The 15172-nt window shown below is 63.2% G+C and carries 12 protein-coding genes and 1 pseudogene; 6 read left to right on the top strand and 7 right to left on the bottom strand.

What is annotated here, in order from left to right; genetic code table 11:
* The first annotated feature begins 299 nt into the window (after positions 1–299).
* Positions 300–1004 (top strand): LuxR family transcriptional regulator, encoded by a 705-nt coding sequence (locus tag ACEN8U_RS04330; RefSeq protein ID WP_368608176.1) that lies wholly within the window; start codon positions 300–302, stop codon positions 1002–1004.
* Here the strand turns inward: ACEN8U_RS04330 and ACEN8U_RS04325 are convergent.
* Complete coding sequence (locus ACEN8U_RS04325; protein ID WP_013590853.1) at positions 988–1305, bottom strand: transcriptional regulator; 318 nt, start codon at positions 1303–1305, stop codon at positions 988–990. The genes ACEN8U_RS04330 and ACEN8U_RS04325 overlap by 17 nt on opposite strands.
* Positions 1306–1459: 154 nt before the next feature.
* Here ACEN8U_RS04325 and ACEN8U_RS04320 point away from each other — a divergent pair, with 154 nt between their 5' ends.
* Entirely contained in the window at positions 1460–2053 is a 594-nt protein-coding gene (locus ACEN8U_RS04320) for an acyl-homoserine-lactone synthase (RefSeq protein WP_013590854.1), read from the top strand.
* Positions 2054–2208: 155 nt separating this feature from the next.
* Here the strand turns inward: ACEN8U_RS04320 and ACEN8U_RS04315 are convergent, their stop codons facing one another.
* Positions 2209–2898 carry a FadR/GntR family transcriptional regulator gene (locus ACEN8U_RS04315; protein WP_013590855.1) on the bottom strand — a complete coding sequence of 230 codons (690 nt, stop codon included), beginning with the start codon at positions 2896–2898 and terminating at the stop codon, positions 2209–2211.
* 231 nt (positions 2899–3129) lie between these two features.
* On the opposite strand from ACEN8U_RS04315, the gene ACEN8U_RS04310 reads away from it, so the two are divergent.
* Positions 3130–3615 (top strand): universal stress protein, encoded by a 486-nt coding sequence (locus tag ACEN8U_RS04310; protein WP_368608053.1) that lies wholly within the window; start codon positions 3130–3132, stop codon positions 3613–3615.
* Between the two features lie 30 nt (positions 3616–3645).
* Here the strand turns inward: ACEN8U_RS04310 and ACEN8U_RS04305 are convergent, their stop codons facing one another.
* The 3 genes from ACEN8U_RS04305 to ACEN8U_RS04295 form a co-directional block, all read right to left on the bottom strand.
* Positions 3646–4035 (bottom strand): two-component system response regulator, encoded by a 390-nt coding sequence (locus tag ACEN8U_RS04305; protein ID WP_013590857.1) that lies wholly within the window; start codon positions 4033–4035, stop codon positions 3646–3648.
* Between the two features lie 305 nt (positions 4036–4340).
* On the bottom strand, positions 4341–6944 hold the full coding sequence (locus tag ACEN8U_RS04300) for a 2-oxoglutarate dehydrogenase E1 component (RefSeq protein ID WP_368608054.1): 2604 nt from the start codon (positions 6942–6944) through the stop codon (positions 4341–4343).
* A gap of 235 nt (positions 6945–7179) precedes the next feature.
* The gene (locus tag ACEN8U_RS04295) at positions 7180–8820 is read right to left on the bottom strand and encodes a methyl-accepting chemotaxis protein (protein WP_368608055.1); all 1641 of its coding nucleotides are present in this window, start codon (positions 8818–8820) and stop codon (positions 7180–7182) included.
* A gap of 480 nt (positions 8821–9300) precedes the next feature.
* Between ACEN8U_RS04295 and fnr the strand changes: the two genes are divergently transcribed.
* Together fnr and ACEN8U_RS04285 are read left to right on the top strand one after the other, a co-directional pair.
* A complete protein-coding gene (gene fnr, locus ACEN8U_RS04290; RefSeq protein WP_368576700.1) occupies positions 9301–10113 on the top strand; it encodes a fumarate/nitrate reduction transcriptional regulator Fnr in 813 nt (270 codons plus the stop codon).
* A 134-nt stretch (positions 10114–10247) separates the two neighbouring features.
* A complete protein-coding gene (locus tag ACEN8U_RS04285) occupies positions 10248–11540 on the top strand; it encodes an SUMF1/EgtB/PvdO family nonheme iron enzyme (protein ID WP_368608056.1) in 1293 nt (430 codons plus the stop codon).
* 523 nt (positions 11541–12063) lie between these two features.
* Here the strand turns inward: ACEN8U_RS04285 and ACEN8U_RS04280 are convergent.
* Together ACEN8U_RS04280 and ACEN8U_RS04275 are read right to left on the bottom strand one after the other, a co-directional pair.
* Positions 12064–12621: pseudogene (locus tag ACEN8U_RS04280) on the bottom strand (IS630 family transposase); the annotation flags it as partial.
* A 177-nt stretch (positions 12622–12798) separates the two neighbouring features.
* Complete coding sequence (locus ACEN8U_RS04275; protein WP_368608177.1) at positions 12799–13737, bottom strand: LysR family transcriptional regulator; 939 nt, start codon at positions 13735–13737, stop codon at positions 12799–12801.
* Between the two features lie 119 nt (positions 13738–13856).
* Here ACEN8U_RS04275 and ACEN8U_RS04270 point away from each other — a divergent pair, with 119 nt between their 5' ends.
* Positions 13857–15164: an MFS transporter gene (locus ACEN8U_RS04270; RefSeq protein ID WP_368608057.1), complete on the top strand. Its 1308-nt coding sequence runs from the start codon at positions 13857–13859 to the stop codon at positions 15162–15164.
* Positions 15165–15172: the final 8 nt, after the last annotated feature.

Here is a 15172-nt window from a genome sequence, read left to right as displayed (position 1 = left end):
AATAAGGTTATTTTGCCCGCTCAATTGGCATAAGCCGCGGCGTCCCATCAACCGGATAGGCGCAATATGAGCGCGAAAGCATTGCTGCACGGGACTTAAAACGCCATCGCGCGGTACCGCTCGAATGTGACGCCAGGATTAACGCGCGCCGACAAATGCAGCCCTGCGCATTGCAGACCACTTTTTAGTGATAGATTGTGCGCATTAAAGCAGTCGCACATAAAAACCTACGCAAATAACCGTGTTGAATATTTGCGAGTCTGAGAGAGTCGAAATTGTCGCTACATTTTATCGAGCAGATGGCGCCGCTACTGGACGCCGCCGACGAGGCGGAATGGTTCAGCGCAGTCGCGGGCCTCGCCGAGACGTGGGGATTCGACCGGCTTCTGGTTGCGATGCTGCCGCGCCCGACCATTCGCCTTGAAGACGCCTACGTTCGCAGCACCTATGCGCCCGAGTGGCGCCGCACCTACGACGAGCAGGGCCTCGTGCATATCGACCCGACAGTCGCGCATTGCGCGACGCGTTCCACGCCGCTCGTGTGGTCGCCGGAAATTTTCACGACTGCACCGCAGCAGTCCATGTATGAGGAAGCGCGCGCCCACGGCCTGCGCGCGGGCGTGACATTGCCGATTCACGGCCCGAATCAGGAAGCGGGCATGATGTGCTTCGTGAACGACGCCAGTCCGACCGACACCTTCTGGCGTCATGTCGACGTGGTATTGCCGAATCTGGTGTTATTGCGCGATCTGGTGATCGACACCAGCCAGCGCCATTTGAATACCCATGCGCAGACGCTGTTACCCAAGCTGACGCCGCGCGAACGGGAATGCCTTCAATGGACCGCGCGCGGCAAATCCACGTGGGAGATTTCCCACATCCTGAACTGTTCGGAAGCCGTGGTGAACTTCCACATGAAAAACATCAGGACGAAACTCGGCGTGAATTCGCGGCGCGCGGCAGCCGTGATTGCGACACAGCTCGGGCTTATTGACCCGGGTTGAACAACGCGGCAGCGTCGCGGCTGTGCATGACGCGCTCGGCGCGGCCGAGGTCGGCGTCCGAAACGGTCTTGGTGAAGTAAAGACCCAGCAGGATGGATACCGGCGCCGGAATTTCCGCACCGGACTCGAAGCGGCTGCCGCGCGACTGCGTGACGCCGAAACGGGCCCAGAAGCGGCGCTGGCTCTCTTTTTTCTTCTTGCGGTAAGCAATGATCAGAACGCGGTCCACCGCCGTGGAAGGCTCGGCCGGACGAGCTTGGAGGCCGGTTTGCGGTTGCCAGTGATTGTCGAGAAGTTCCATTTTTGTGTCCCGTCGGTTGAGTGCTGTTCCTGTCTCAAATTCTGCGTTATCCGATAAGCATGCACACCTATCCAGGTAGATAGGTGGCGGAACGATTCAGAATGCATAAGTTTTCCTGCGTATTGGTTTTCCCCAACACGTTCAGGAGAACGTCATGCAAACAGCGATCCGGATTGGAATGCGTCAGGAGTTCGACAACGAGGACATCAACGAGATGTACCGCCTGCGGGCGCGGGTGTTTCACGGCCGGCTGGGCTGGGATATTCCGACCATAGCGGGTATGGAGATTGACGGCTACGATGCGCTCGGCCCGCATTACATGCTGATTCAGGGCGACGACCGGCGCGTGCGCGGCTGCTGGCGGCTGATGCCCACCGAGGGGCCGAACATGCTCAAGGACACCTTCCCGCAACTGCTGCACGGCGCCGCGGCGCCGGTTGGGCGGCACATCTGGGAATTAAGCCGCTTCGCGATCGACACGAGCGGCGAGGAAAAGTCGTTCGGCTTTGCCGACCTGACGATGCAGGCGATCCACGAGCTCGTCACGTTCGCGGACCGCATGGGCATCACGCGCTATGTGACGGTGACCACTACGCCGATCGAGCGGCTGTTGCGCAAGACCGGCATTGAGATCGACCGGCTCGGCTCACCGCTGCAGATCGGCGTGGAACGCGCGGTGGCGCTGGATATCGCGGTCAGTCCGAAGACGCGCACTGCACTGTTCGGGCCGATGGCGGCGGCGGCTTAGCTCCTCGGCCGCTGCGCGGCTGTGCCGCGTGCGGGTCGGCGCGGCTCGCCGCTGCGGTGCCGTCGTCTGGCACCGGCCTGCAGCGACGAAGGCGGCTCAGACGGCACCACGCGGCAACCGTGCGCCCCCGCGCACGGCGCGTCGCGCGAAGCCGCTCACGAACCGAACATCCGCTCGAGCGCATTTTCCAGGTGCGCTCGCATCGCCTGCCCCGCCGCCTGCGGGTCTCTGCGGCGAATCGCGTCGAGCACCGCCCGGTGCTCAGCCTGCACGAGGCGTTGGCGCTCCACCGTTTTCACGAGCGAAAGATTGCGCGACAGATTCATGCTGAAGACGATCTGTTCCTCGATGAACGACATCACCGTGATGAAAAAGGGGTTTCGCGACGCGCGCGCCACGGCGAGGTGAAACAGGAAGTCGTCATGGGCGCCGATGCCGCGCGTCTCGATGATGCGCTCCAGCTGTTGCCACGCCTCCTCGATGGCGGCGATGTCGGCGGCGTCGGCCTTCAGCGCCGCGTGTTCGGCCGCGCCGGTCTCGGTGACGATGCGAAATTCGTAGCAGCGGCGGATGTCGGACAGCGTCTCGAGCGGCGCAAAGCGCCGCACATCCGGGTCCGGGCGACGCGCGACGGTCGTGCCCGAACCATGCCGCGTCACGATGATGCCGTCCGCGCGCAGCCGCGCGAGCGCCTCGCGCACGGTAGGCCGGGACGTCGAGAAGCGCTCGGCGAGCGCGTGTTCGGTGGGCAGCCGCTGGCCCTCCTTGTACTCGCCTTCGAGAATGCGATTCAGGATGTCGCCGTAAATCTTGTCGGGCAAGCCCGTCGTTTTGCGCTCGTTCATCGGCCGGGCGGATGCTGCTTGTCAGAGTAGATTCCGATTGTAAGGCAAACCCCGGCGGCATTCGCCGCGTGTCGCGTCGCCGCGATGGCGCGGCAAGCCGTCGCGCCTCGCGTGAACGTGGGCGGACTCCTTGCGCCTCGCGTCAAAATTTGTGAACCGCTTGATTGACATCCTGTCCGAACGCGGGTTGATGAACCATCATTGAAGCTCGCAACCTGACGTGGAGTGAATATGTACACACGCATTCTTGTAGCGGTCGACGGCAGCCAGACTTCGCGCCGCGCCTTCGAAGCGGCGCTCGCGCTCGCCAGGTCCACAGGCGCGCTTTTGCAGCCGTTTTATGTTGTCGAAAACACGCCCTTGTACTTCGAGGCGCCGGGCTACGACCCGTCGGTGCTGCGCGAGCGTCTGATCGAAGAAGGCAAGGAACTCGGCGTGAAGTTTGCGCGCGACATGGACACGCAAGGCGTGAAGGGCGAGATCGTGGTAGGCGAAGCCGCGTCGCTCGACGACGTTTCAACGGCCGTGCTGCAGGCCGCCGCCGACTTCAACGCCGATCTGCTCGTCATGGGCACACATGGCCGACGCGGCTTTCGACGCCTCATTCTCGGCAGCGTCGCCGAGCGTTGCGTGCGCCAGGCGCGCTTGCCGGTACTGCTGATTCCGTCGGCGGCAGGCAAGCCGTCCGACGATGCGCACGCGCAGGCCTCGTCCTGAACGCGCCCATGCCGCGAGCGGCACACAGCATCAGGACGGCCCGCCTCGTTGCAATGCGCGATGCGTAACGTGATCCTCCAGCAGGCGCCGCATCGTGGCGAGCAGCACCGGGCCCTCCACCGGCTTGCGCAGAAAGCCGTCGAAGCTGACGAAGGCAGGCGGGCTCGGCTCGCCCGAGACGAGTATGAAGGCGACGTCGGCGAGACCCGGCAGCGTGCGCAAGCGGTGGCACAACTCGCTGCCCGACATCACCGGCATGCGCCAGTCGGCCACCACGACGTCGACGGGTGCGGCCATGAACTGCGCGAGCGCCGACTTGCCGTCGAGCGCGGTTTTCACATCGTAGCCCTCGGCGGCGCAGATCATGCTCCATGCATCGAGCGCCTCGGCGTCGTCATCGACCAGCAATACGGTTGTCATGTGCCCTTGTCCTATCGCTTCGACAACCTGCTTCGCAACGCGCATGCCAACACGCGCCGCCCTGCTTGCAGCGCGCTTGCACGAGATGTGCATGGCGCTTGCACGAGCGTCACGCGCGCCGCCAGCAGACAAGCGAAGCCGGAAACGGCGAGGCTGCCGCCGCGCGGCACGATGCATGCCGCTCACGACACCCTCGCCTGTTGCGCGCCTGCTCCTCGCCTGTTCCTCGCCTGTTCCTCGTCTGCTCCTGTTAACAATAGCAACTCAACGGCAACCCGGCAGACCAACTGCTTGACTTTGCAACTTCACGCGCGCGTCAGTGCCGCCGCGACGAGACGCTGCTGCTCGTCGCGATGCGCGCGAATCGACGAATGGGCGCCCGACGGGCTCTCGCGCCGGCACACGTCGACAATGCGGCAGTTCGCCGGCGCCGCCTGCTGCAGATGATCGCGCACGAAATGCCATGCGCCGTGGTTCTTTTCCTCTTCCTGCGCCCACACTACCTCGGTGAGCTTCGGGAAAGCGGCGAGCGCAACCGCAAGCTCGCCTGTCGGGAACGGGTACAACTGCTCCACGCGAACGAGCGCCGTTCGCGTGTCGCCCGAGGCATCGCGCGCCGCCAGCAAGTCGTAGTAGAACTTGCCGCTCGACAGCACCACGCGGGTCACGTCATCAGGGGAAGCAACGCCGCTGTCGTGCAGCACCGGAGCAAACGCGCCGCCGATCAGCTCGCCAAGCGGCGCATGCGAGCGCATGTTGCCGTACAGCTGCCCTTTCGGCGACATCACGACGAGCGGCTTCGGCTCCGCGCTCAGTGCCTGCTCGCGCAGCAGGTGGAACCACTGCGCGGAAGTCGACGGCATCACGACCTTCATGTTGCCGCCGGCGCACAGTTGCAGAAAGCGGCTGACGTATCCCGTCGAATGCTCCGGACCGACGCCTTCGTGGCCGTGCGGCAGCAGCATCGTCAAACCGGACGGCTGGTCCCATTTGTACTCGCCCGCGGCGATGTACTGATCGATGATGACCTGCGCGCCGTTCACGAAGTCGCCGAACTGCGCTTCCCAGATGGCCAGCCGCGAGCCTGTCTGCACGCTGTAGCCGTATTCGAAGCCGAGCACGGCCTCTTCGGTCAGCGGCGAGTTGACGATGTCGAACTCGCCCTGATGCACGCCGAGGTTTTGCAGCGGCACGTATGGCTCGACCGCGGGCACCGCGCCCCCTTGCGAATGCCAGACCGCATGACGGTGCATGAACGTGCCGCGCCCGACGTCCATGCCGGAGATGCGCACGCTGTGCCCGTCGTCCAGCAAGGTCGCGTAGGCCAGATTTTCCGCGAAGCACCAGTCGACGGCGGCGCTTTCATTGGCGACGCTCTTCTGCCATTTCGCCGTCACGTTGCGCACGAAATCGTGCAGCTGCACTTCGGGCGGCGTGCGGATCAACGCCGCGGTCAACGACTGCACGCGCGCGAGCGACAAAGGCCGCGTGCGCTTCGTGCGCTCAGTGCGCTTCGTGGGCGGCGTCCGGTCCGCGCGCGGCCGCGACAACGTTTGCGCTGACGGCGTCTGAAGATGCTGCAAGGCCTCCGCGCGCAGCGCCTCGAGTGGCGTCTCTTCGGCGATCGCCGCGTGATACAACTCGGTGACCGTCTGATGCGTCGCTATGGCCGCTTGTTGAAACGGCTGCGTGAGCGCCGGAATGTCATGCTCGGAGTGACCCAGCCGCCGGTAGCCGATGAGGTCGATCACGATATCCGCCTCGTGCTCCATCCGGTATCGTAGGGCAAGCTTCGCCGCCCGCATCACCTCGTCGGGTCGGTCGGCATTCACGCGAATCACGGGCGCGTCGATCATCCGCGCAATGTCGGTGCAATACGACTGCGCTTCGGCGTCCATCCGGTTCGGCGTCGTAAAGCCGATCTGATTGTTCACGATCACATGGACGGTGCCGCCCAAGGCGTAGCCGTCCTTGCGCGTCATGTTCAGGGTTTCCATCACGATGCCCTGCCCCGCGAACGCCGCATCGCCGTGCACGACGAGCGGCAGGCAGCCGAAGCCGCGATGCTCGTCCTGATACGCGCGCGCCATGCCGCTCACCACCGGATAGACGCTCTGCAAGTGCGACGGATTGGGCGCGAGGAAAATCGCCACGTCGCCGTCGGGCGTCTTCTTCACAGTGTTGCCGCCGAGGTGGTAAGGCAGGTCGCGCTGCACGGCCGCCGCATCCGAATCGGGGTCGAGGCAGGCAAGCAGTGTCGCCGGATCAACACCCATCACGTTGACGAGCATGTTCAGCCGTCCGCGATGTGGCATGCCCGCGAACACCTGCCTGACACCCTGAGCGGCAGCCTGATCGACGATTGCTTCGATCAGCGGCACGAGGCTCTCGCAACCTTCGAGCGAGAAGCGCTTCGCATGTTCGAAGCTCGCGGCCACGTGTCGCTCCCACATCGCGGCGGCCACGAGGCGGCGCAGCAGGCGGCGGCGCTCGCCGCGCGCCGGCAACGGTGCCAGCTGCTCCGCCTTGAGCCATGCGGACAACTGGGCGCGGCGCTGCGAATCGCGAATGCCGCTCAGATCGAGGCCGATCGGGCCGCAATAGACGCGCCGCAGTTGCCGCTCCAGTTCATGCACCGCAGCCGAGGGCGGCAGCAGCGGGTTCTGCGCGCCAATCGGCTGCGCCGGTTCGAGCCCATGAAACACGGGGTCGAGTTCGGGCACCTCGGGCACGGCTGCAAGACGCAGCGGATCGAGCGACGCCTGGCGGTGACCGTACTGACGGAAGGCGTCGATGAAGCGCCGGACCTGCAGCGTCCGCGCGACCGGCGACAGGTCGCCTGCCGGTTCGAGAACCGCGCTGGCCGGCGAGCGGGAAAGAACAATCGATTCAGAAGAGACGTGGGACATGGTGGATAGCGTGCGGATGAAATCGTTAATTGGATTTCGCTGTCCACGTCCGGATGCTCGGGGCAACAGGCGCCCCTCGACGGCAGCGCGGCACCTGGCCGCGACCTTCGGCAGACAGCAAAACGGGAAAGAGCGCCATGCGGGTGCGGGCTTGCCGTAGCGCTCCGTCTTCGGTTTCTTATCGAGCCGGTCCGCGCGACCGGCTCGTGTCTCCGTCCGTTGCCTGCCTCGACTTCTACTGGGCCGTCACGAGCCACGCATTGGCGTCGCTCATGTCGTTCGTGCGATGCACATTCGAGTCGTGAGCGACGCGCCGCTCCCTGGACGCGCCGTGGTCGAGTTTGAAGGTGCTGACGGTGTGAGTAAGCTGCTGCGCCTGGTCCTGCAAAGCCTGCGCGGCCGCGGCGCTCTGTTCGACAAGCGCGGCGTTCTCCTGCGTGACCTTGTCCATTTGCGTGACGGCGTGGTTGATCTGCTCGATGCCCTCGCTTTGCTCCTTGCTCGAGGCGCTGATCTCGCCCACGATCTCGGTCACATGGCGAATGCTCTTCACGACTTCGCTGATGATCTGCCCGGCTTCCTCGACCATCTTGCCGCCGGTGCCGACCTGATTCACCGAGTCGGCGATCAGTTCCTTGATCTCCTTCGCCGCGACGGCGCTGCGCTGCGCGAGGCCGCGCACTTCGCTCGCGACCACGGCGAAGCCGCGGCCGTGTTCACCCGCGCGGGCCGCTTCCACGGCCGCGTTGAGCGCGAGAATGTTGGTCTGGAAGGCGATGCCGTCGATCACGCCGATAATCTCGACGATCCGGCGCGACGACTCGTTGATCGCGCTCATCGTGCTCACGACCTGGTTCACCGCATCGCCGCCCTTTACTGCGACGTCCGAAGCGTTCGACGCAAGCTGGTTCGCTTCGCGTGCGTTGTCGGCGTTCTGCTTGACTGTCGAGGTCAGCTGCTCCATCGCCGCCGCCGTTTCTTCCAGCGAACTGGCCTGATGCTCGGTGCGGCTCGACAGATCCATGTTGCCGCTCGCCACTTCGCGCGTCGCCTGGCTGATCGTGTCGGTGCCCTGGCGCACTTGCGCGACGATGCCGTGCAGATTGCCGGTCATGCGTTCGAGCGCGCTCAGAAGACGCCCGACTTCGTCGGTCGAGTCGATCTGCAATTGATGCGTGAGATCGCCGGCCGCGACCGCTTCGGCGAGCACCACCGCGCGGTTGATCGGCCGCGTGATGGTGCGCGTGATAAAGATAGCGGTGGCAATGGCGATGACGGTTGCGATCAGCGCGAGAAGAATCATCTGCAGCTTTGCGCGATGCGCCTCCGCGACGGCATCGGCAACGTCGTGCGCCATGCGCTCGGCCTGCACGTCCACCATTTTGTCGACAAGGACGTAGTAGGCGTCCTGCAGACGCGCCATGTCGCCCTGATAGACGTCGCGCGCTTCCTGCTGCTGGTTCTTGCTGACGAGATCGAAGAAGCTCTTGACGCTCACGCCGTAGGCCGAGCGGGCGTCGAACTGCTGCTTGAAGAGCGCCTTGGTTTCATCGCTCGTCAGGTGCTTTTCGAGTTCGGCATACGCTTGCGCGTTGGCTTTGCGGATGGCCGCATAGTCGTCCATATATTGCCTGGCCCTGTCCGGCGACGTGGTCAGCAGCAGGTTGCTGAGAATGCCGTTTGCCTTGTAGCCGTTGCTCTTGATCTGATTGCTGAGCGCGATCAGCGTGTAGCGATTGCTGACGATCTCGTCCATCTTCGTGTTGGTGGACTCGAGATGCTCGATGCCCACGACCGCCGTGCCGACCAGCAGCACGACCATCAGCGCGAAGGCTGAGCCAAGACGAACCCCGATTCTTAAATTCGAAATCTTCATGTGTCTAATTCCTTACCCCAACCGCACGATCCAAGTTGTCGCGAAGCGCGCGCCGGCCGCGGCATGGCGGCGTCGCGCGGCGCTTTAGCGTGAAAACCTCCGCCCCTCTGAAGGCAATTCACTTCAATGACGCCGGAAGCCCGGCGGGCGCCGGCGCGGGCGCGTGGAATCCGCCCCTTTCTTGTTGCCGTCGCTTTCCTCATACGTATGACGACAAAAAATCCTAAACCTTGAGAGCGTCGGCACGAGAAAGTGAAAAATTCGCCAAACGTTTGCGAGGAGGTGGGAAAGCCACCGTAGGGGGGAAAAGGTTGAGTAAGCGTTTTTGCGATTAGGAAGATGCGCTCAGACGCTTCTGCGTCGCGCGCGCGGCTCTGACGCCGCGCAAGGTGCCTGAGCGCGCGAGCGCGTCATTTTGCCGCTAAACGGGGGACAGAGCCGGTGGGACAATGGGTCATTACCCATGACTTTGGCTCAGACATGCTGACCTCCACCGCCGCCGCTCATCCCGCCGATTCGGCCCTTCCAACCGGTTCCGCCGTGAGCGCGCCGCCACGCTCAGGCAGCCGCCGTGCGACGCCGCGGGCCGCCGCGCGAACCCAGACGCGCAGCGCGGCACGCTGCTCGAGCTGCGCGATGCGCCAGCTTTGCATGCCGCAAGGCTTGTCCACCGACGAGCTTTCGAAGCTAGAAACGCTGATCTGCTCGGCGCGCTCCGTGCATCGCGGGGAAGCGCTATACCGCAGCGGCGACCGTTTCGACAGTGTCTACGCGGTACGCTCGGGTTCGATGAAAACCGTGATGGCGCACCGCGACGGACGCGAACAGGTCACGGGCCTGCGGCTCGCGGGCGAAGCGCTCGGCCTCGACGGCATCAGCGAAGACCGGCACGCGTGCAGCGCGGTTGCGCTGGAAGACAGCACCGTGTGCATCGTTCCTTACACCGCGCTCAAGTCGCTGTGCCGGGAAATCGGCTCGATGCAGGAACGCCTGCACAAGCTGCTCGGCGAGCAGATCGTGCGCGAAGCCGCACAGATGATGGTGCTCGGCTCGCTTTCGGCCGACGAACGCGTGGCCGCCTTTCTGCTTGACGTGTCGGAGCGCAACGCGCAGCGCGGCTATTCGTCGGCCGAATTCAATCTGCGCATGACCCGCGAAGACATGGGCAGCTATCTCGGCATGACGCTCGAAACCGTGAGCCGCACCCTGTCAAGATTTCAAAAACGCGGCCTGATCGACACGCAAGGCAAGCACATCCGTATCGTCGATCTGGACGGTTTGCGGCACGTCTGAGTGCGAGACAAAGGGCGCGGACCGCACGGCCGCGCCCCTTCCCACGTTTTTCCGGCGGGCCCTTTGCCTTGGCATGGCATCTGCGAGCGGGTACAGTCTTTGTTTAGTCCGTCCCCCGCAAGGAGACCCGGCGAATGTACCGCGATCCCGGTCCGCATCACCCGCTTGTTCAGCGTCTGATCGACGCGCGTCAGGTTACCGACGCGCTCTTCTCCATCGTCAAGCCCGAGTTTCTCTACGAAAGGCCGATCCGCGAGCGGCATCGCATCGTGTTTTATATCGGGCATCTGGAAGCTTTTGACCGCAATCTGTTCGATCAGCGCCTGTTCGACCTGCCGGCGTTCGATCCGCAACTGGATCAGCTTTTCGCATTCGGTATCGACCCCGTCGACGGCGGTTTTCCGACCGATCAACCTGGCGACTGGCCCTCGCTCCAGACCGTGCGCGGGTACGGCTCGCATGCCCGCGAACAGATCGACCGCGAACTGCGCACACTGACCGACTCCGCGCGCGTCGGCGCGTCGGAGCAACTACTGAATGTCGCGATCGAGCATCGGTTGATGCACGCAGAGACGCTTGCGTACATGCTTCATCAATTGCCGCTGGAGCAGAAGGTCACCGATCTGCGCGAGCGCGTTGTGAGCAGCTCGGGGCGCGCAGACAGCCTCTCGTCGATGGTCAGCGTGCCTGCGGGTTCGACCACGCTCGGCATGCGGCGCGACGGCGGGAGCTTCGGCTGGGACAACGAGTTCGGCGAATTGCGCGTGGACGTGCCGGCCTTCGAGATCGACCGGTATATGGTGACGAACGGCGGGTTTCGGGAATTCATCGACGCGGGCGGCTATCGCGAACGGAAATGGTGGTCCGAGCAGGACTGGGCGTGGAAGGAAGCCGAGCGCATCGAGCATCCGGCATGCTGGTCGCGGCGCGATGCGCAGGGTCCACGCGACGAATGGACGTTGCGCACAATGTTCGACGAGGTGCCGCTGCCGCGCGACTGGCCCGCATATGTGAGCCACGCGGAAGCGAGCGCGTACGCGCGCTGGGCGGGCAAGGCGCTGCCCACCGAAGCGCAATGGCAACGTGCCGCCCAAGGCGCGCCGCACGCGGGCCCAGGCAACTTCGACTTTCGCCATTGGGACCCGCGTCCCGTGGATGCCTATCCCGACAACGTCAGCGCATTCGGCGTGGAGAGCCAGTTCGGCAACGGCTGGGAGTGGACCTCGAGTTTGTTCGACGAACTGCCGGGGTTCGAGCCGTTTCCGTTCTATCTGGGGTATTCGGCGAACTTCTTCGACGGGAAGCATTATGTGCTGAAGGGCGGCTCGGCGCGCACCGCACAGTGCATGCTGCGGCCGACATTTCGCAACTGGTTCCAGCCGCATTACCAGTATGTTTATGCGGGGTTTCGGTGTGTGAGGGGGTGACGAATAAAGCGAAACTTGACACAAGAAATCAACTATCGCTTTAACGCGAATTTGGAATGTCTTTCCGTACGACGCCTGAGCGGTCGAACTCGAAGTCCGGGTAGAGGTAGCAACGCCGGGGCGCGGACCACACACCCAGCAGGTCACCGCTTGCCTGCGCCCGGATCGCGTATGTTGCGGCTTCCGGACCAGGCGCGTTACCGGCCAGCTCGGCAAACCGTTCAGCGTCGGGCCACCCTTTGTCAAGCAGTTCGTCACGGAACCGGATCGCCGACTCGGTGGCAAGCAATTCATTCTTAGTTATCACTGCCCCCCTTCTTCCTGAGCGTGCCTGCGACGTCACCGCCGACACCCAAGACTGAGTCTAACTCACCTCGACGTGCACACGCGCCGTCACGGCCGCGTTACCTATAGCTTGGGGCGACCCGTCAGCCTGATACTTCCTCAGAACCGCATTGTCGCAATTCTGCCGCTTAACCAGGAACAGCTGCCTTAAGCGGCACAATTACGACAATTATGAGGAAGCCTGACACTGGCTCTTTTCGTCCACGCACAGGACCAGGGCGTTCTCCAGCGGACTCAGGTAAAGGCCGACCACGGCGCGCAATTTCTCGATGAAGAACTGATCGGTCGAGAGCTTGAAGCTTTCGCTGCGATGCGGTTGCAGACCCAACAGCTTGAAGTAACGGTGCACACTGGTCGGCGAGATCGCTGTTTCGGCGGCAATCGTACGTACGCTCCAGTGCGTGGAGCCATCGGCGGGTTTGGTATGCAGGGTCTTGTGAATCAGCTGAGCCACCCGCTCATCGTCGATCGTGCGCGGCTTGCCGGGGCGCACTTCGTCATAGAGTCCGTTAACGCGCTGCTCCAGAAACCGAAGACGCCACTTGCCCACCGTGGCGCGCGTGAGTTGCAGGCGCTGCGCGATCGCACTGTTCGGCTCTCCGTCAGCCGCCGCCAGCACGATGCGCGCCCGCGTGACCAGCGCAGCCGAAATCGAGCGAGAACGTGTGATCGATGTCAGTTGCAAGCCCTCGTCTTCGCTCAGCACCAGTTCCGCCTTAGGTCGTCCCATCGACATGCTGATGTCTCCCGTTCCGCTGACGTCAACATGCTACGCGAACATAGATTAGTTAACAACGGAACGGAACACTAGCACCAGTGGCATACGCCAGAGAATTCTGTCCCACGCACCAGGGTAAGGATTCCCCATCGAACGGCCAAGGATGTACGGTCACGGCCCTGCAGTGGCGTGCTTTTAAACGCCCATGCGACATTCGTGCACTCCTGTATCGTCCCTTCCGCCCAGCCACTCGATCAGATGCTGATGGAATCCTTCGGCCGCGGGTGAAACGGCACGGTTTGAAGAATGGTAGAGGCACACCTGACGCATCACTTCGGGGTCCACGATGCGGCGCATAACGAGCCCGAGCGGTCTCGCCAGCAGCCCCACGTAGCCCGGCGCCAGGGTCAACGCAAGACCGGCGGCCGCCATGCCAAGCGCGGTGGTGATGTTGTCGACCACATCCATGGGGGCGATGCGTTCGTCCTCCGCCGCACCCGCCTGCATGAGCGACACGTTTCGTTCGTAGTCGCGTCCTGCCGCGACCAGAGGCTGCTTTCGCAGGTCGGCCCATGTAATCCGTCGCCGCGCGGCGAACGGGTGCTCCGGCGCACACCATAGAACCCATGGGCTTTTGAAGAGGCCGATACGGGTAACGTCGTCGCCGACTCCCTGATCCGGTCCAATGGCGAGGTCCACATCCGCGTTGACGACCATGTCGACGAGGTTGTCGACCGCCGCATCCCGAATCCGGACGATCACCTTCGGATGAGTCCGCCCGTAGGCTTTGATCGCGGCAGGTAACATCGTCGTGGCAATCACAAGCGACGCAGCAATCCGAACGATGCCGGCCGCACGGTCGCGGATGTCCTCCGCGGCGGCCTGAGCGAGATCTATGTTCTTCAGCACGCTCTTCGCATAGGCGAGGAACTCGCGCCCGGCGGGCGATAAAGCCACGCTGCGCGTAGTGCGATCGAAAAGGCGAAAACCCACCGCACCTTCCAGCTCGGCAATCAGCAGGCTCACGGCGGACGGCGACAGATTCAGGCGCTCGCCTGCTTTGCCGAAGTTGCGGACGTCCGCAACGCTCAGGAAGGCGGCGAGTTGCCTGGGCGTGAATCGAGCAGCGGACATGCGTCTCCCAATTAAACAGGTTTTCTCAATAATAGGCCAGAAATCATCGTTTGTCTTATTCAATATGTCGACGCAAACTTCGGCCACAAGATCGACTATTCCAACTCAGGAGACACATTGTGGCGCACTCAATCACCGCGAATCTCGAGCAGGAGGAGCAGCTCGAAGAACGCGCTTATTCGAAAGTGACCTGGCGGCTGGTACCGTTTCTCTGCCTGTGCTTCGTCATTGCGTTCCTCGATCGCGTGAACATTGCATTCGCGAAACTGCAGATGGTGTCGGAGCTCGGCTGGAGCGAGCAGGTCTACGGCTTCGGGGCCGGCATCTTTTTCCTCGCGTATTTTCTGTGCGAGGTGCCAAGTAACCTGATCATGCATCGGGTGGGCGCACGTCGCTGGATTGCTCGCATCATGATTTCCTGGGCAGCGCTCACGGGCCTCATGGCATTCGTACACAGCACGACCGCCTTCTATACGATCCGCTTCCTGATTGGCGCTGCCGAGGCGGGCTTTTTCCCGGGAATCATCCTCTATCTCACGTACTGGTATCCGGCAAAACGCCGAAGCCGCATGATCGCCACGTTCATGACCGCCATCCCGATTGCCGGCGTGAGCGGCGGGATTCTCTCGGGCTGGATCCTGTCGACGTTTAACGGCAACGGCGGACTCTCCGGATGGCAATGGCTGTTCGTGCTCGAATGCGTGCCATCGCTCATCGTCGGTATCGCGGCGCTCTTTTATCTCGACGATGGTATCGCCCGCGCAAAATGGCTGGACGAAGCCGCACGCAACCGGCTGATCGCCAACATCGAAGCGGAGGCAAAAAGCAAACAGACGGTGTCGCTGTCCGCTGTGTTGCGCCGGCCTGCGGTGTGGCTGCTCGCACTCGCCTACTTCGGCGCCGCGATGGGCCAATACGGCTTCGGCTTCTGGCTGCCGTCGATCATCAAAAACACGGGCGTTGCTTCTACGATGAACGTCGGTTTGCTCTCGGCGATCCCCTACGCATTCGGCATCGCGGCAATGCTGGCCGTCGGGCGCAGCGCCGACAGAAGCGGCGAACACCGCTGGCATTACCTCGTGCCTTGCGCCGCGGCTGCGCTGGGACTCGTCGTCAGCGCGCTATACAGTCGCGACCAGCCCGTCTCGCTGATCGCGTTGACGGTCGCCTGCATGGGCTTGCAATGCCTTGCGCCGGTGTTCTGGCGTATTCCCACCTCATTGCTGGGTGGAATAGCGGCCGCGGCCGGAATCGCTTTGATTAATTCGATCGGCAATCTCGCCGGCTTTGTCAGTCCATACATGATCGGCTGGATCGTCGATCACACCGGCAGCACCCGCGTCGCGCTCTATGTGATCGCCGTGCTCCTGTTACTGTCGGCAGCAGTGGTTTTTCGCCTGCCGCATAACACCGAATCCGGCCAGTAAGCCCATAT

It is taken from the genome of Paraburkholderia phenoliruptrix (genome assembly GCF_047325075.1).
Taxonomy (GTDB): domain Bacteria; phylum Pseudomonadota; class Gammaproteobacteria; order Burkholderiales; family Burkholderiaceae; genus Paraburkholderia; species Paraburkholderia phenoliruptrix.
This window is presented reverse-complemented; position numbering and strand designations above follow the sequence as displayed.